We start from the raw sequence: 16,073 nt of genomic DNA, 5'->3' as shown, positions 1-16,073 counted from the left end.
TTGACACGTCGGGCAAAACACTGGCAGAATGGCATCATCGAAAGTTCGTCACACCCGCGCTGAGAAATCCGGCGCGGGTTTTTCGTTTCGGAGCAGGCGCGCTTACGATAGCTGCTTTCCGGGTTGCGCTATCCGCGCCCAGAGCAGCGCCAATGGTCCCAGCAGGATACCGCCTGCGAGAACGATGAACACGAGCAACCATCCGCTTGCGCTCTGCGGGCCGCCCGCAATGTCGAGCGCGGCGCCGGTCCCCCAGGCGCCGACCGCCGAGAGGCCAAAGCCAACAGTGGAGTGCAAGGCCAGAGTCGCACCACGATGTTCGGAGACGGCCGCCGCCGACATGCCCGCGGTCAACGCGCCGGAATCGGCCGGCACCGTCAGCCCATAGATCATCAGCAGCAGCGCGAGCACCCATGCCGGGGCTGTCGCGTTGAGTCCGATGACCAGCGCGACACAAGCCGATGCGATCATCACGATCGTGATCGCCCGATGGCGCCCGAATTTCAGTGCGGCCTCGTTGCCGAGGATGCTGGCGGGCATCGAGATGACCGCGAAGCAGAAGCTGAGCGCGACGGGGCTCAGCCACGACGGCGCGCCTTGATGAGCGATGACGAACGTCCAGAATCCGACCAGCCAGGTGCGGATACCATAGAGTTCGAAGCAATGAGCGCCGTAGCCGAAGATGTATCCAAGCGCCTCGCGGTTGGCGAAGACGGGCGCGAAGTTCAGCAGACGCCCGGCCTTCGGCGCGGGCCGCCGCCCCTCGATCAATAGACATGCGACGACCATCGCGACGGGACCGGAACCAGTCACGAGGAAAGCGATCCGCCACCCCCAGCGGTCGGCGATCAGTTGCGCCATCAGGAACGAGAGGCCGACGCCGACCGAGAAGCTCGATGTGTAGAGCGTGACGGCGCGCGAGGTGTCGCCGGCGGGAAGTCGGTCCGTCAGCGCCTTAAGGCCGGGCATGTAAGCGCCCGCAAATCCAAGTCCTGCAATGGACCAGATCGCGGTCGCCGACCAGAACCCTTGTGCGAAGAGTCCGAACGCTGCGGTCGCGAGCCCGCTGACGATCGAGCCCCAGAGCAGGACGAGCCGCGCGTCGATCCGGTCGGTCAACGTCGTCAGCACGGGCACCGCGAGCATGTAGCCGAAGGCGTAGCCGCTTGCCATCAAGCCGCCTTCGGCCGCCGATAGTCCCCACGCCGGCATCAGGTGCTGCGCCAGGTTTGCGGACAGCGTCACATGCGGCAGCAGATTGCCGACCTGGCCGATGCACATCACCGCAATGAGAGACCGACCGCCGAGCTTACGAATTTTGTTCTCCCACCTGAAGCGGCTTCGATATCGTCGGCTCGGTGCGAAGCAGCAGAAGCGCAAAGAAGGCCGAGACCGAGACCAGCGCGCTGATCCACAACGCACCGCTGCCGATGTGCTCGACCATCAGCCCGAGTGCGAGCGGCGCGGCGGCACCCGTCAGTCTGGAAGGCAGCGAGATCATGCCGACGCGCCTGCCGAATCCGGCCGGCCCAAACAGCACCAATGGAAGTGTACCACGGGCGATGGTGATGATGCCGTTGCCCGCGCCATACAGCACCGCGAAGACCGACGCCAGAAAGGGTCCTCCTGCGATCAACGCGACGATGCCAAACGGATTCATGAGTATGGCCAGCCTGGTCGACAGGAGCGGATGAAACCGGCCTAGCCATCCAGCCTCCAGCAGGCGGGCGCTAACTTGCGCAGGTCCAATCAACGCTCCCGCGAACAAGGCTTCGGCTGGCGTTGCGCCGAATGCGACCAGCATCGTCGGCAAGATTGCCGACACGCCGGAACTGACAAAGCTTGTCGCAGCAAGCATGTAAGCCAGCACGATCATCGCAAAGGTCTCGCTCTGTCGTCCGGATTGCTGGCTTGCATCCGGCCCCGGTCGGGACATCTGGTCCAATGGAGCCGCGCGCGGCAGTGAAAGATTGAGCGGCAATGCAAGGCCGATATGGATCGCCGCCCACACCTGGCAGGCGACACGCCAGTCGTACTCCGATGCGAGCCAATTCGTGAGGGGCCAGCCGAGAGTGCTGGCGAAACCGGCGATCAGGGTGATGCCGGTGATGGTTCGTCGCGCATTGGCGCCGTAGATGCGAGCCAGCGTCGCGAACGCCGCTTCGTAGAGGCCCATGCCCATGCCGATCCCGAGCAGCACCCAGGCTGCGATCAGCACCGCCACACCATGGGCCACGGACAGCAGCAGCAAGCCCGCCACAAAGACGACATTCGAGATGGCAAGCAGGCTGCGCCCACCGAACTTGTCGATGGCATGCCCCACGCGTGGGCCGAGCAGCCCGGAGATCACAAGCGCTCCCGACAGCGCGCCGAACACGTAAGTCGGCGCAAGATCGAGATCGTGCGCGATCGGCGCCGCCAGGATGGCCGGGAGATAGTAGCTCGACGCCCACGCAATGGTCTGAGCGGTGCCGAGTGCGACGACGACTGGGAGCGAGCCGGCGGCCTGCCTCGCAGTGACGTGCATCATGAGCAACCGCACCCCGCACTACCTGCCTTCTTGGCCGTCTCGTCGGCGGCACAGCAGGCTGACAGCTCTTCCTTCGCCGGACCACCGCAGCATCCCGCCGCAGCCCCTGACTCGACGCCACCGCGCGTGCATACGCCCGTCTCCGGCAGCACGAGTTCGACACGTGCCGCCGCTTCCTTGTCGCCCGCGATGTCGGCGACGATCGATCGGACCTGCTCGTAGCCGGTCATCATCAAGAAGGTCGGAGCACGACCGTAGGATTTCATGCCGGCCAGATAAAAGCCCGGCTCGTCATGGGCCAGTTCGCGGGCGCCATGAGGGCGCACCGTCCCGCAGCTGTGCTCGTTTGGATCGATCAGCGGCGCAAGCGCGGCGGGTGCCTCGATGGCCGGATCGAGCCGAAGCCGCAGTTCGGACAGGAACGAAAGGGAGGGACGGAAACCGGTCGAGACGATCAGCTCGTCCGCAACGACGCTCCGTGCACCACAACAGGAGCCTGCCGAAATCCTGAGGCGACCTTCGGAGTCCGAAAGATGCGTGACACCAAATCCGGTCTCGACCCTGATTTTCCCGGCCGCCACGAGTGCGGCGAAGGTGGAGCCCAGTTCGCCCCTTGCCGCCAGCTTGTCGTTACTGCCGCCGCCAAAAGCTTTTGCGGGATCGGCGCCCCGCAACAGCCAGATCGCTTGCGTGCCGGGCACCTCGCCTGCGAGCTGCACGAGGTCGATCAACGTGCCGACCGCGGAATGGCCGGCACCGAGCACGGCAACGGTCTTGCCGGCATATCTGGTGCGATCGGCACCCCGCACGTCGGGCATGCCATAGGCGATACGATCGGCGCGCTCGCGTTCACCAATCGCGGGCAAGCCATTGCTGCCGGCGGGATTGGGAGAGAACCATGTGCCTGAAACGTCGATGACGGCATCGGCGCGCAACACCTCAGGGCCTTTGCCGTTCTGATAGCGGATTTCGAAAGGCGCCTGGTCCCTGCCCTTCGTCTTGGCCTTTTCGAAGCCGGCGCGGCTGATCGCCGTCACGCGGCTGGAGGCGCGGATCGCCTCGCGAAGCGGCGTCCGCGTCGCGAGCGGATCGAGATATTGGTCGATCAACTCGCCGCCGGTGGGATAGGACTGAGGGTCCGGCGAATTCCATCCCGTCGGCGCAAGCAGGCGCGCGGCGGCGTTGTCGACATTGTATTCCCACGGCGAGAAGAGTTGGACGTGCTGCCACTGACGCACCGCATGCCCGGCTTCGGGTCCGGCCTCGAGCACGATCGGAGACATGCCACGTTCAAGCACGTGCGCGGCCGCAGCGAGACCCACGGGTCCTGCCCCGATGATGGCTACCGTCTTTCCGTTCATTCGACTTCTCCGATATTTCTAGAATAATCGAATAATTCCGACCAAAAAATCAGGCCGCCGTTTGCTCATCCTTGCACCCGACTTCGTCCGCGCAGCACTCCGCCGCCAGGAAATCGACCAGCCCCTGCATCGCATCGAAGTTCGCGTGGCAGATCAGGGTCGTGGACTCCCGGACCTGACTGACGAGCCCGACTGAAACCAGGGCCTTGATATGATGCGACAGCGTCGACGCCGGAATTTTCAGCTTTTCCTGTAGACGGCCCACAGGCATGCCGGAGTGCCCGGCCCGAACCAAGGCCCGATAAATCTGCAGCCGGGTTTGATTGCCCAAGGCCTCCAAACGTGCTGCTGCGTCGGCGATCTTCATGACAGCAAGGATGCGCTCCTTTGTGCTGCCTGTCAACCGTATTTCTAGAATATTCGAAATAGTCGGGACTTCAGATTGACGCAATCCCAATAATTCCATAAGTCCGGATATAGGGAAACAGAAGAAGCCGTGCTGGCGCTCGCCGCCCTCTCCCAATCGACCCGTCTGGAAGCTTTTCGAACGCTGGTCAAACATGAGCCCGACGGCCTTGCAGCCGGCGAGCTGGCTCGCCTTTTGGAAGTCCCCCAGAACACATTGTCGGCGCATCTGTCGATCCTTAGCCGCGCGCGCCTCGTGTCGTCCGAACGGTACAGCCGCTCGATCATCTACCGTGCCAACCTCGGCGAATTTCGCGACGTCGCCGTTTTCCTGCTCCGCGATTGCTGCGGTGGGCGGCCGGAAGTTTGCGAACCCGTCGTCGAGACCTTGCAGTCGTGCTGCTCGCCAAAGCGAAAGGAGCGGAGCCGTGTCTGATCATCACGCGTTCAACGTCTTGTTCCTGTGCACCGGCAATTCGGCGCGGTCGGAAAGGCAGGCGGCATTCGTCACCGCGTTCCGCTATCTCAAAAATCGGATCGATACCTTCGTGAACCTGCCACTGAGGAGTATCGACAAGCTCTCGCTCGGCACCAAGCTGCGCGAGATCGGCCGCGCCGATGGTGCAACACATTCAACGCCGAAGGCCGGCTGATGGATAATTTCGACCTTTCGCGACGTCTCGTGGCCGAAGCGCTGGGCACGGGCGTTCTCGTCGCCACCGTGGTCGGCTCGGGCATCATGGCGGAAACACTGACCAAGGATGTCGCGCTTGCGCTTCTCTGCAACACGCTTCCGACCGGGGCCATTCTGGTCGTCCTGATCACGATGCTGGGTCCGATCTCCGGCGCCCATTTCAATCCGGCGGTCACGCTCGTCTTCACAGGTAAACGCGAGCTGCCGGTGAACGAAGCAGCGCTCTACGTGATCGTGCAGATCGCCGGCGGCATCGCGGGAACGATGGCCGCGCATCTGATGTTCGGGCTACCCCTGCTCGATTTGTCGACGAAGGTTCGGACCGGTGGCCCGCAATGGTTCGCTGAAGCCCTCGCTGCATTCGGGCTGGTCGCGACAATCCTGGCCGGCATCCGGTTTCAACGGACGGCCGTCCCTTGGTTGGTCGGCTTGTACATCACGGCGGCCTACTGGTTCACAGCGTCGACCTCGTTCGCCAATCCGGCCGTCGCGATCGCCAGGTCCTTGACGAACACGTTCTCGGGCATTCGTCCCACTGACCTGCCCGGTTTCATCCTTGCGGAGCTCTGTGGAGCCTTCGCCGGCATGCTGTTGATGAATTGGCTGCTCGGCTCCTCCCGCGCGGCCGGCCCTGTCCCGATTACGGAGACGACCCGATGAGCGTCACGATCTATCACAACCCCGGCTGCGGTACCTCGCGCAACACGCTTGCGATGATCCGGCAGAGCGGCGTCGAACCTGACGTCATCGAATATCTGAAGACGCCGCCATCGCGCGAAACGCTGGTGGAGCTCATCAAGGCCATGGGCATTTCCGTTCGCGCGCTTCTGCGCGAGAAAGGCACGCCGTTCCACGAACTCGGCCTCGATGACCCCAAATGGTCCGACGACGAGCTGATCGATCAGATGCTTGCGCATCCCATCCTGATCAACCGTCCGATCGTGGTGACGCCAAACGGCACACGATTGTGCCGGCCTTCGGAAGTCGTCGTCGATCTCCTGAGCAATCCCGTCGGCCGATTCGTGAAGGAGGACGGCGAGGTGGTCGAAGCGCGATAGGTTCGCATTGCCCTAAATTTGTCGCCCGCCGTCTTGAGCATGCGCACGATCTCACCTAGACTTGGTCGTGTGGGGACCAAGCAGACTCCCCGTGAGACCTCGGTCCAAGCTCTGCGCAGCACGCCATTCATGGAGCTTGCGCAATGGACACCGAACGACACCCTTCCCGCCGACATATCGTCGCCATCCTGTCACGCGGAGACGCCGCCGCGCGTCGTGACACGACGGCGCAGAACAGCCGCTTCGTCCGCGTCTTCGAAGCCCTCGCCGCCGCGGGCATCGAGGCCCGGCCGGTGATCTACGACGAGACTTTTGCCGACGCCGTCCGCGATCAATTGCTGGGGGTCGACGGCGTGCTGGTCTGGGTCGACCCGATCCATCAGGGCAAGACGCGCGAGGCGCTCGACCCGCTGCTGCGCGACGTCGCGGCACAAGGACCATGGGTGAGCGCACATCCGGACGTGATCCTGAAGATGGGCGTCAAGGAGGTGCTGTACCGAACGCGTCATCTCGGCTGGGGCGCGGATACGCATCGCTATGACACCGCCGCAAGCTTCCGTGCCGAGTTTCCGTCACGGCTTCGGGTGAATGGCCCGCGCGTGCTGAAGCAAAATCGCGGCAACGGAGGCCAGGGCGTCTGGAAAGTCGAGGCGCTCTCGAACGCGGACGCCATGGTTCGCGTGCTTCACGCGCAGCGCGGAAGCATGCCCGAGGAGATGCCGCTCGACGCCTTGATCGCGCGGTGCGAGCCCTATTTCGGCTGGGGCGGCTGCATCATCGACCAAGCGTTTCAACCCCGCCTGCCCGACGGCATGATCCGCTGCTACATGAGCGGCGCAAAGGTCGCGGGCTTTGGGCAGCAGCGGATCAAAGCCCTGATCCCGCCGCCGCCGGAAGGGCCGGACTCGCCTGAAGCACAGCCGGGCCCACGGATCATGCACGGACCCGATGCGCCGCAACTCCAGGCGCTACGAAGATCGATGGAGGACGAATGGACGCCGCAGATGATGGAGACGCTCGGCATCGCTGAAACCTCGCTGCCGGTGATCTGGGACGCGGACTTCCTGTACGGGCCACGCGATGCCGCCGGTGCCGACACCTATGTTCTGTGCGAGATCAACGCGAGTTCCTGCTTTGCGATCCCGGAAGAGGCGCCGGCAGCGATCGCGCGGACGGTGAAGCTGCGCCTGTCACTGACTGAAAAGGCTGGCTTCGACGGGTAGACGGGCGACCGCGTTCGCGGGAACGCGCCGGCGCGTCCTTTGGCACGTCGGGCAAAACGGCCAAACAACGTCATCAAAAGACTGGCCCGCCCGCGCGGATCTTGATAGCTCGTCGGCAGAGGCGATCCGAGCAGGAGACACAAGCAACATGGTGGACGAGGTGAACGTTCGGACCGGGCAGTGCCATTGCGGCGCGGTGCGCTTCGAGGTGACGCTCAGCGACGGCTTCAATGCGATCCGCCGCTGCACCTGCTCCTACTGCCGCATGCGAGGCGCCGTCGTCGCCATGGCGGAAATGGGCGGGATCAAATTCCTGCAAGGCGAGGATGCGCTCACGAGCTACCGCTTCCACACCGGATCGGCGCAGCACTTCTTCTGTTCGGCTTGCGGAATCTACACGCATCATCAGCGGCGATCCGACACCACTCTCTATGCCGTCAACGTGGCTTGCCTCGACGGGGTCAGCCCGTTCGATTTCGCTGACGTGCCGGTCATGGATGGCATCAATCACACCAACGACACCGGCAAGCCGACGCGCCGGGCCGGCACACTCCGCTTCATCCCGGCCGACGAGAGCTCTGCACCATGACCGCCAGCAAGCGCATCGCCCTCTCAGGCCGGTGGCGCCTCTATCGATGACACCAACGGCTTGATCGGCACGCGCTGCGACCTTCCGCGGATCAGATCTTCGGGAGCTTCGCCCGCTCCACCACGCCGATCCATTTGGCGATCTCCGTCTCGATCAGCGTCTTCATCTCCGCCGGCGAGCTGCCGCGGACCTCACCGCCGACGGCGGTCTCCAGACGCTGCTTGATGTCGGGGTCCTTGAGCACGTCGAGCGTCGCTGCATTGAGCGTGGCGATGATGGCCGGCGGCGTTCCCTTCGGCGCGAGCAGGCCGGCCCAGGTGCGCACGTCATAGCCCTTGATGCCGGCTTCCTGAACCGTGGGGACATCGGGCAGCAGCGTGGTCCGCGTCGGCGAGGTCACCGCGAGGCCGCGGATGGCCCCGCTCTGGATCTGCGGCGCAAGCAGCACCGGCGTGCCGACGATGACAGGGATCTCACCGCCGAGCAGCGCAGTGACGGATTGGGAATCGCCGCGATACGGCACGTGCACGATCTCGACGCCGGCGGTCGCGTTCAGCAGCTCGCCTGCGAGGTGATGCGTGCTGCCGAAGCCGACCGACCCGAAGCTGAGCGCACCGGGCTTCTCCTTGGCGGTGGCGATGAGCTCGCCCAGCGATTTTGCGGGGTGGTCGTTGCGCACGGCGATGACGAGCGCGTAGTAGACCAGCGTCGAGATCATCTCAAAGCTGTCAGCGGGCTGGTAGGCGAGGCTCTTGTAGGTCGCCGCCGAAATCGCGTGCGCCCCGGTGACGAGACCGAGCGTGTAGCCGTCGGGCGCCGCTTTCGCAACGGCATCCGCCGCAATGTTGCCGCCGGCGCCGGGCTTGGCCTCGACGATGATCGGCTGGCCGAGCTTCTTCGAGAGCCCGTCGGCAATGATACGCGACAGCGTGTCGGCGGCCCCACCGGCGGCAAACCCGTGCAGCAGCCGGATTGGGCGCGACGGATAGGTGTCAGCCGACACAGCATTGGTTGCGAGGCAAATGCCCAACAGAAAAATGGCCGCAGCAAGCCGCTTCATCCGATGCATGGATGCTTCTCCCTTTGATTGTTATGTCGTTGGCCGCAGCGAGGCGGCGTTCTTCAAGTCGTCGTCAGTTCGCTTAACGTGCGAACTCCGTGCAATCAGGTGATGGCGGCATGCCCCAGACGTCGCGCGGCAGGCCGACCCAGACCTTTGGCCGCTGCGGACGATCGCGGTGCCAGGGACGCGGCTCGAAATAGCCGAGCTCTTCGTCGGTCATGCGGTCGAGATCGCAAAACAGCTCGACCAGATGCCCGTCGGGATTGCGATGATAGATTGCGGTGTTGTGCCCGGGGCCATGGCGCACCGGCCCCCACAGCACGGGGAGCTTGTGCCGCGCGAGATGGTCGCACGCCAGGTGCATGTGGGCCGGGCCCCGCAGCTCGAACGCAAAATGATGCAGGCCGCGATCGGGCGCGCGCGCAAAATTCAGCGTGTGATGCTCGAAGCCGCTGCGCATGAAGACGAAGCGGTCCTCGATCCAGTCGGAGACGCGCAGGCCCATCACGTTCGCATAAAACTCCGACGCCGCGTGCGGATCGGGCGTGCGAAGCGCGACATGGCCGAGCTTGGTCACGGCGAGCCCAGCGATCCGCTCCTGCGCGGGCGTCGGTGTCCAGCCCTGGATCAGCTCGAAGCGCGTGCCTTCGGGATCACTGAAAGTCAGCAGCCGGGACACGCCAGGCAGGGGATCGCTGCGAAGCTCGGGCCGCAGATCGGCCTGCTTCAGCGCGGCGCCCAGCGCCTCGATCTGGACGTCAGGCGATATCTCGAAGGCGATGCTGGTCAGCGCCGCTGCACCGGGCTCGATCACCAGCGAGAGCTGCTCGCAATCGTTGGCGAGACAGATGCGGCTTCCGTCGCGGCCCACGAGGCCAAGGCCGATCACGCCGCGGTAATAGTCGAGCAAACGCTCCGGATCGGGCGAAGCGAAGGTCGCGTGCCGGAGCCGCGTGAACCGTGCAATGGGTGCTGGTGCCGTCATGGTGCGGTCCCCCTCATGGCGTCATGATGATCTTGCCGAGCGCGGAGCCCTGCTCGAGCAGCGTATGGGCCTGCCTGACCTCGTCGAGCTTCAGGACCGCCGAGATCGCCGGCTTGATCGCATTGCCGCTCAACGCCTCGATCACGCTGCGCATCAGGGCGCGACGGCCGTCGCGATCGTGGTCGTAGATATGAAAGGAGAAGCAGCGCACGGCCGGACAGATGTCGAGATGTTCGCGCATCGCCGCCATCAGATTCTCCTCCGGTAGGCCGGCGAAGGCGTTGTACGAGAGCAGCGTGCCCCATTTGCCGAGCGCGCCGAGATAGCCGGTGAACTCGGGACCACAGACGTGGTCGAGCACGAGGCCGACGCCCTCGCCGTCTGTCAGCTCACGCGTCCGCGCCACGACGTCCTCGCGGCGGTAGAAGATGGTGTGATCGGCGCCGTTCGCCTTCGCGAACGCGGCCTTCTCGTCGGTCGAGACCGTGCCGATGACTTTCATCTGCGCGAGCTTTGCCAGTTGCACCAGCGCGGTGCCGACACCGCCGGCGGCGCCAATCACCAGCACGCTTGCGGGCGCGCGCGGATGGCGACACTCATGCAGCAGCGCGTAGGCGACCTGGTAGTTCGAGAGACACACGGCCGCTTGCAGATCGACATGATCGGGCAGCGCGTGAATGGCGTCCGCCGGCGCGACCACGTAGTCCGCGTAACAGCCGCCGCGCTGGGACAGATCGCGTGCGCTCAGCAGCACCTTCTGACCGACGGCAAAGCCCTCGACGCCGGGCCCGAGCGCGGAGATGCGGCCGGCGACGTCATTGCCGGGATTGGCCGGCAATGGCGGCATCCATTTGTAGACGCCGCGCCGGATCAGCACGTCGGGCTGCCCGACCCCGAACGCCTCGGCCCGGATCTGCACCTGGCCGGGTCCGGGCACAGGCACGGCAAGCTCGACCACTTCAAGTGCATCCGGCCCTCCCGGCTGACGCACCAGCACCGCCCTCATGATTTCACTGCTCCCTGGACCATATTTTCGAAAATCATACCGTTTACGAAAATTATTGCAAGACGGTCGTTGGCGCGGCATCTTAAGGCATCGATTCATTGGCAGAGCCATGCCCGACAGCGCCATTCGTCCCCGCAAGGAATTCGGCAAGACCATTGCCGCCGACATCACCCATCGGCTGCGCGAGGAGATTATCGCCTGCGCGCTGCCGCCGGGCGAGCCGTTGCGGTTCGACGTCCTGCGCGAACGGTTCGGCGCGAGCTTTACGACGTTGCGCGAGGCGCTGACCGCGCTTACCGCGGAAGGGCTGGTCGATGCGCAGGAGCAGCGCGGATTTCGCGTCGCGCCGGTCAGCCGCCAGGACCTCACGGAAGTCACCGACGCCAGGGTGCTGATCGAGGTGGAGCTGATCCGCCGCGCGATCGAGCGCGGCAATGACGACTGGGAAATCGCTGTCATCTCGACACTGCACCGCTTGAAGCGGATCGAGCAGCGCGATCCCGAGCACCCCTTGCGCGATCCCGAATGGAAGGTCGCCCATCGCCAGTTCCACCAGGCGCTGGTCTCCGCCTGCGGCTCCGCGACGCTGCTCGCCATCCGCGCCGAGTTGTTCGACCGCGCCGAGCGCTACCGGCACCTATCGGCCAATTTCCGCCCCCGCCCGCGCGACAAGGCCGGCGAGCACCAGGCGATCATGCAGGCCGCGATCTCGCGCAACGCGGATCTCGCCGTGCAGCTGATCGAGACGCATATCCGTTCGACCTCCGACAACGTCGCGACATACGCCGGGCACCTGCTCGACACCGAATAGGCCGCGCCGGCATTTTTGCGCAAGGCGGGCTTGCGCCCGCCTTCATTTTCGAAAATAATAGACAATATCGAAAATACTAACCTTCGGGGCGAAACCATGAAGCTGCTGTCGTTCTTGGACGGAAATCGGGAAAGCTGGGGGGCCGTTGTCGAAAACGGCGTGGTCGATTTCGGCCGCGCCCTGCCCCAGTATCCGACGCTGGCGGATTTCCTCGGCAGCGATGACTACGCCCGCCGCGATTCCATCGTCGCCAAGCACAAGCCCACGATGGCACTCAGCGACATCAAATACCTGCCGGTGATCCCGCGCCCCGAAAAGATCGTTTGCGCCGTGCGCAATTATCTCGATCACCACAACGAGGCGGTGGCGTTCGGCATGAAGCGCGAGATCACCGAATTCCCGCCGATCTTCCTGCGGGTCTGGCGCTCCCAGGTCGCGCACAACGCGCCGGTGATCCGGCCGAAGGTCTCGGACAATTTCGACTGGGAGGGCGAGCTTGCCGTCGTCATCGGCAAGGGCGGCCGCCACATCAGCCAAGCCGACGCGTGGACTCACGTCGCGGGTTACTCGATCTACAACGACGTCAGCGTGCGCGACTGGCAGCGGCATGCGCAGCAGATTGCCTCCGGCAAGAATTTTGTCGGCACCGGCCCATTCGGACCGTGGCTGGTTACGCCGGACGAAATCGGCGATCCCACCAAGCTGAAGCTGGAGACCCGCGTCAACGGCGCGGTGGTGCAATCCTCCGACACCTCGATGCTGATCTTCTCGATCCCGCGGCTGATCGAGTACGCCTCGACCATTTTCGACCTCGTCCCCGGCGACGTCATCGCCACCGGCACGCCGGCCGGCGTCGGCTTCACCCGCAAGCCGCCGGTGTTCCTCAAGCCGGGCGACGTGGTCGAGGTCGAGATCGAGAACATCGGCGTGCTCAGCAATCCCGTCGTGGACGAGGCCTAGAGCCGCGCATGTATGACATCCGCAAGTCCGCACTCAGCGTCGAGACGATCTTGCATGAGCGCGGCCCCCGCCTGGACAAGCCGCTGCTGGTCGGAACGGCAATTGCGGTGATCCGCAATCCCTTCGCCGGCCGCTTCGAAACTGACCTGATGCCATTTCAGGCGTCCTTGCGTGTGCTCGGGCGCGAGCTCGCAAGCGCGTTGATCGCGCAGCTCGGCGGCGCATCGCGCATCGAGGCCTATGGCAAGGGCATCATCGTCGGCGAAGACGGCGAGCTCGAGCACGGCGCGGTCTGGCACGAAGCCGGCGGCCACGGCATGCGCGAGGTGCTGGGACAACCCAAGGCGATCGTTCCGGCCGCGAAGACCATCGGCGGTCCCGGCACGCGCTTGATGGTGCCGCTCGGCCATATCCATGCCGCCTATGTCCGCAGCCATTTCGGCACCGCGGAGATGACACTGTGGGATGCGCCACGGCGCGACGAGATCGCTTTCGGCCTCGTGATGGCAACCGGCGGCCGCCCTCACGCCCGCATCGGCGGCCTCAAGGCATCCGACATCTCCGTGCATGACGGCCAGCGCTGATCGGCGCGCTCAATGCGCGCCGCACCGGCAACTCTCGTAATCCACGGGATCGTGGCTGTTGACGATCCTCACGCGGTCGCCGTGGTTTTGCTTCAGCGCGCGCAGCCGCGCCTGGTTGGCGATCCGCATGTCCCGGTCCATGTCGCCCTTGCGCTGGAAGTAGCCGAGCATCAGCGGCACGCGCGGCGATGCGTGGAGCTGGGCGTGATGGAAATAGCTGTCGCCGGCATGCAGCAGCCATTTCTCGCCTGATCGCACAGCGATGCCGCAATGGCCGCGCGTGTGGCCGGCGAGCGGGATCATCAGGATGTCGGCTTCCTTGTCGCCGAGTGCGCGCACGCCCTTGAAGCCGAACCAGTCTTCACCGGCCTCGCCATAGAACGCCCAGCGCGGTCCATGGCTCCACTGCCCCGTGACATAGCGCCCGTCAGGCGGCGCGGGCTTGCGCAGCACCGCCATGTCGTATTCGGCGCGATGGACATGGATCGCGGCATGGGGGAAATCAGGCACGCCGCCGGCGTGATCGCGGTCGAGATGGGTCAACAGCAAATGGCGCACGTCGCTGGGTGAATAGCCGAGCGCCCGCACCTGCTCGACCGCCGTCTCCGCCGGATCGAGTTTTGGCGCGGTCTGGCGCACCCATCGGCGACCGAGCCGCTCGGGTGTCGCGATATCGCCAAGGCCGATGCCGGTATCGACCAAAGCAAGCCCATCGTTCGTCTCCACCAGCAGACAATGGCAGACCAGGCGGGCGCGCTGGAACAGGCTGCCGGTGCCGTTCACCAGGCGGCGACCCATTGGGCACATCGTGCCGGTGTTGAGATGGTGGATCTTCATCATGCGTCCCTGCCTGTTGCGACAGGAGCGTTCTTGTCATCACGCAATCCATAGGTAAAATCTCGAATATTGATACTATCTCTAGGTCTATCCTATGGACATCCGCGAGCTTCGCTATTTTGCTGCCGTCTACCGCGAACGCAACCTGACCGCCGCGGCACGCGCCTGCTTCGTGTCGCAGCCGTCGATCTCGACCGCGATCACCCATCTCGAGGCCGAGCTCGGCACCACGCTGTTCATCCGCCACAAAAAGGGCGTCGCACCGACCGCCTCGGCCGAGCAGTTTCACACCCTAGCCCGCCGCATCATCGACGAAGCCGATGCCGCCCGCAGCCTGTTCAGGAAGCCGGCGACCAGGACCACCGTCACGCTCGGCCTGATGCGCACGCTCGACGTGCCCCGCACGATCGCGCTACTGAAGCCGCTGACGGCGCGCAGCGACATCGCGCTTCGCCTCGTAGGCCACGACGAGCGCGCCGATGCGCGGATCATTTCCAAGACCATGCTGCGCGCGGACGAGCATTTCGTCGCGCTGTGGAGCGAGCGCTATGTCGCGGCGCTGCCGCCGTCTCATCCGCTGACGCTGAAGGACAAGCTGCGCGCCGCCGATCTCGCCGACGCCCCGCTGATCGATCGCTGCCATTGCGAACAGAGCGAATTCTTCGGCCGCACGGCGCAGCGTCGCCACACGGCGGCGATCGCGCAATCGGAAGACTGGGCCATGGCACTGGTCGCCGCCGGCGTCGGCATTGCCATCGTCCCCGAGGGGGTGGCGCGCGGCAATCCCGATGTCGCCGTGCGCGAGATCGAGGTCAGGGTGAAGCGCGAGGTCGGGCTGGCCTACCGCGCATCCGCGCCGCTGGCCGATGCGCTGAAGGATTTCGTCGGGAAATTGCAGAAGCAGCGGCGCAAGCCGGATCGAAGGAGACAACGTCCCCTTCGCAAGCCGTGACCGCTCAGTCGGCAAACTGGCCGGCCGCCTTGATGATCGGAGCCCAGCGATCGATCTCGCTCGTCAGCACCGCCGACAGAGCTTCCGGTGTCGCCTTGTCCTGCGCGACCGGTTCCGTGTTGATGTCGTTGAACCGGGCGATCAGCGTGGGATCCTTGAGGGCCGCCTGGAGCGCCGTCACCAATTTCTGAACGACCGCCGGCGGTGTGCCCTTCGGGGCATAGACACCGTGCCAGACGCCGAGCTCGAAACCCTTCAAGCCGGCCTCGTCGGCCGTCGGCAGATCAGGCAGGCTCTTCAGCCGCTCCTTGGTCGTGATCGCATAGGCCTTGACCTGCTTTGCGGTGATCGGGCCGGTGGTATTGGTCGCCTGGTCGCAGGTGAGATCGATCTGCTTGCCGAGAAGATCGTTCATGATGGGACCGTTGCCCTTGTAGGGCACCGTGGTGAGCTGCTTCTGGATCGCCGTCATGAACAGCATGCCGCAGAGATGCGATGCTGCGCCGAGCCCGGCATTGGCGTAGGTCAGCTTGTCGCCCTGCTGCTGGGCGTAGGCGACGAGGTCCTTCAGCGTGTCGGCCGGAAAATCCGGGCGCGCGATGATGGTCATCGGCGCATTGGTCACCAGACCGATCGGCGCAAACGCCGTCTTCGTGTCATAGCTCAAATTGCGATACAGCGTGGCCGCGGTCGAGATGCCGACATGATGGATCAGCAGCGTGTAGCCGTCCGGCTGGGCCCGCGCGGCGCGGGTCGTGCCGATGGTGCCGCCTGCGCCGGTCGCGTTCTCGACGACGATCTGCTGGCCGAGCGATTTCCCCATGCCCGCTGCGGTCAGCCGCGCGATGGTGTCGGTGGGGCCGCCGGCGGCGAACGGCACCAGCATGGTGATCGGCCGGGTCGGATAGTCCTGGGCGACCGCAGACCCAAGCGACAGAAGCAGAGCCGACACGATGGCGATGAGACGCATGTTTTCCTCCGGTTATCATTGGCGCCATATGAGCGCATTCCGGTC

General features: G+C 64.8%; 18 protein-coding genes and 1 pseudogene. 10 read left to right on the top strand and 9 right to left on the bottom strand.

The features are described 5' to 3' along the window. Nucleotides 1-102: 102 nt before the first annotated feature. Genes B5V03_RS09230 through B5V03_RS09215 form a run of 4 tightly spaced genes read right to left on the bottom strand, consistent with a single transcriptional unit; the run spans nucleotide 103 to nucleotide 4,258 of the window. The gene (locus B5V03_RS09230; RefSeq protein WP_129269345.1) at nucleotides 103-1,281 is read right to left on the bottom strand and encodes an MFS transporter; all 1,179 of its coding nucleotides are present in this window, start codon (nucleotides 1,279-1,281) and stop codon (nucleotides 103-105) included. Nucleotides 1,282-1,309: 28 nt separating this feature from the next. Further along, nucleotides 1,310-2,530, bottom strand: a complete 1,221-nt coding sequence (locus tag B5V03_RS09225) for an MFS transporter (protein ID WP_206736131.1) — start codon at nucleotides 2,528-2,530, stop codon at nucleotides 1,310-1,312. After that, nucleotides 2,527-3,891, bottom strand: coding sequence for an NAD(P)-binding domain-containing protein (locus B5V03_RS09220; protein ID WP_129269341.1), 1,365 nt, complete (start codon nucleotides 3,889-3,891; stop codon nucleotides 2,527-2,529). The genes B5V03_RS09225 and B5V03_RS09220 overlap by 4 nt, the downstream gene beginning before the upstream one ends. Before the next feature lie 49 nt (nucleotides 3,892-3,940). After that, nucleotides 3,941-4,258: an ArsR/SmtB family transcription factor gene (locus B5V03_RS09215; RefSeq protein ID WP_129269337.1), complete on the bottom strand. Its 318-nt coding sequence runs from the start codon at nucleotides 4,256-4,258 to the stop codon at nucleotides 3,941-3,943. A 129-nt stretch (nucleotides 4,259-4,387) separates the two neighbouring features. Here B5V03_RS09215 and B5V03_RS09210 point away from each other — a divergent pair, with 129 nt between their 5' ends. The 6 genes and pseudogenes from B5V03_RS09210 (at nucleotide 4,388) to B5V03_RS09185 (ending at nucleotide 7,860) form a co-directional block, all read left to right on the top strand. Then, complete coding sequence (locus B5V03_RS09210; RefSeq protein WP_129269335.1) at nucleotides 4,388-4,732, top strand: ArsR/SmtB family transcription factor; 345 nt, start codon at nucleotides 4,388-4,390, stop codon at nucleotides 4,730-4,732. A 52-nt stretch (nucleotides 4,733-4,784) separates the two neighbouring features. Further along, nucleotides 4,785-4,949: pseudogene (locus B5V03_RS09205) on the top strand (arsenate reductase ArsC); the annotation flags it as partial. Beyond that, nucleotides 4,949-5,650, top strand: coding sequence for an aquaporin (locus tag B5V03_RS09200; protein WP_129269333.1), 702 nt, complete (start codon nucleotides 4,949-4,951; stop codon nucleotides 5,648-5,650). The pseudogene B5V03_RS09205 and the gene B5V03_RS09200, both read left to right, overlap by 1 nt. Next, nucleotides 5,647-6,048, top strand: coding sequence for an arsenate reductase (glutaredoxin) (gene arsC, locus B5V03_RS09195; RefSeq protein WP_129269331.1), 402 nt, complete (start codon nucleotides 5,647-5,649; stop codon nucleotides 6,046-6,048). Before B5V03_RS09200 ends, arsC begins: the two co-directional genes overlap by 4 nt. Nucleotides 6,049-6,191: 143 nt before the next feature. Beyond that, nucleotides 6,192-7,271, top strand: a complete 1,080-nt coding sequence (locus B5V03_RS09190; protein ID WP_129269329.1) for a Cj0069 family protein — start codon at nucleotides 6,192-6,194, stop codon at nucleotides 7,269-7,271. A gap of 148 nt (nucleotides 7,272-7,419) precedes the next feature. Continuing rightward, nucleotides 7,420-7,860: a GFA family protein gene (locus tag B5V03_RS09185; RefSeq protein WP_129269327.1), complete on the top strand. Its 441-nt coding sequence runs from the start codon at nucleotides 7,420-7,422 to the stop codon at nucleotides 7,858-7,860. Nucleotides 7,861-7,951: 91 nt separating this feature from the next. On the opposite strand, the gene B5V03_RS09180 is transcribed toward B5V03_RS09185, so the two are convergent. The 3 genes from B5V03_RS09180 to B5V03_RS09170 form a co-directional block, all read right to left on the bottom strand. Next, the gene (locus tag B5V03_RS09180; protein WP_129269325.1) at nucleotides 7,952-8,929 is read right to left on the bottom strand and encodes a tripartite tricarboxylate transporter substrate binding protein; all 978 of its coding nucleotides are present in this window, start codon (nucleotides 8,927-8,929) and stop codon (nucleotides 7,952-7,954) included. Between the two features lie 73 nt (nucleotides 8,930-9,002). Beyond that, nucleotides 9,003-9,908, bottom strand: coding sequence for a VOC family protein (locus B5V03_RS09175; RefSeq protein WP_129269323.1), 906 nt, complete (start codon nucleotides 9,906-9,908; stop codon nucleotides 9,003-9,005). A 13-nt stretch (nucleotides 9,909-9,921) separates the two neighbouring features. After that, nucleotides 9,922-10,914: a zinc-dependent alcohol dehydrogenase family protein gene (locus B5V03_RS09170; protein WP_129269321.1), complete on the bottom strand. Its 993-nt coding sequence runs from the start codon at nucleotides 10,912-10,914 to the stop codon at nucleotides 9,922-9,924. A 109-nt stretch (nucleotides 10,915-11,023) separates the two neighbouring features. Between B5V03_RS09170 and B5V03_RS09165 the strand changes: the two genes are divergently transcribed. The 3 genes from B5V03_RS09165 to B5V03_RS09155 all read left to right on the top strand — a co-directional run bounded on the left by B5V03_RS09165 (nucleotide 11,024) and on the right by B5V03_RS09155 (nucleotide 13,269). Further along, nucleotides 11,024-11,725 carry a GntR family transcriptional regulator gene (locus tag B5V03_RS09165; protein ID WP_129269319.1) on the top strand — a complete coding sequence of 234 codons (702 nt, stop codon included), beginning with the start codon at nucleotides 11,024-11,026 and terminating at the stop codon, nucleotides 11,723-11,725. A 96-nt stretch (nucleotides 11,726-11,821) separates the two neighbouring features. Continuing rightward, nucleotides 11,822-12,685, top strand: a complete 864-nt coding sequence (locus B5V03_RS09160; RefSeq protein WP_129269317.1) for a fumarylacetoacetate hydrolase family protein — start codon at nucleotides 11,822-11,824, stop codon at nucleotides 12,683-12,685. A gap of 8 nt (nucleotides 12,686-12,693) precedes the next feature. Continuing rightward, nucleotides 12,694-13,269: an amino acid synthesis family protein gene (locus B5V03_RS09155; RefSeq protein WP_129269315.1), complete on the top strand. Its 576-nt coding sequence runs from the start codon at nucleotides 12,694-12,696 to the stop codon at nucleotides 13,267-13,269. Between the two features lie 9 nt (nucleotides 13,270-13,278). On the opposite strand, the gene B5V03_RS09150 is transcribed toward B5V03_RS09155, so the two are convergent. Then, the gene (locus B5V03_RS09150; RefSeq protein WP_129269704.1) at nucleotides 13,279-14,106 is read right to left on the bottom strand and encodes an MBL fold metallo-hydrolase; all 828 of its coding nucleotides are present in this window, start codon (nucleotides 14,104-14,106) and stop codon (nucleotides 13,279-13,281) included. Nucleotides 14,107-14,200: 94 nt separating this feature from the next. Between B5V03_RS09150 and B5V03_RS09145 the strand changes: the two genes are divergently transcribed. Further along, on the top strand, nucleotides 14,201-15,058 hold the full coding sequence (locus B5V03_RS09145) for a LysR family transcriptional regulator (RefSeq protein ID WP_129269313.1): 858 nt from the start codon (nucleotides 14,201-14,203) through the stop codon (nucleotides 15,056-15,058). Nucleotides 15,059-15,062: 4 nt separating this feature from the next. Here B5V03_RS09145 and B5V03_RS09140 read toward each other — a convergent pair whose 3' ends face one another. Beyond that, nucleotides 15,063-16,028, bottom strand: coding sequence for a tripartite tricarboxylate transporter substrate-binding protein (locus B5V03_RS09140; protein ID WP_129269311.1), 966 nt, complete (start codon nucleotides 16,026-16,028; stop codon nucleotides 15,063-15,065). Between the last annotated feature and the right edge of the window lie 45 nt (nucleotides 16,029-16,073).

Source organism: Bradyrhizobium betae, from assembly GCF_004123905.1.
Taxonomy (GTDB): domain Bacteria; phylum Pseudomonadota; class Alphaproteobacteria; order Rhizobiales; family Xanthobacteraceae; genus Bradyrhizobium; species Bradyrhizobium betae_A.
Note: the sequence above shows the minus strand (reverse complement) of the source record. Positions and strands in the feature narration are given on the sequence as shown.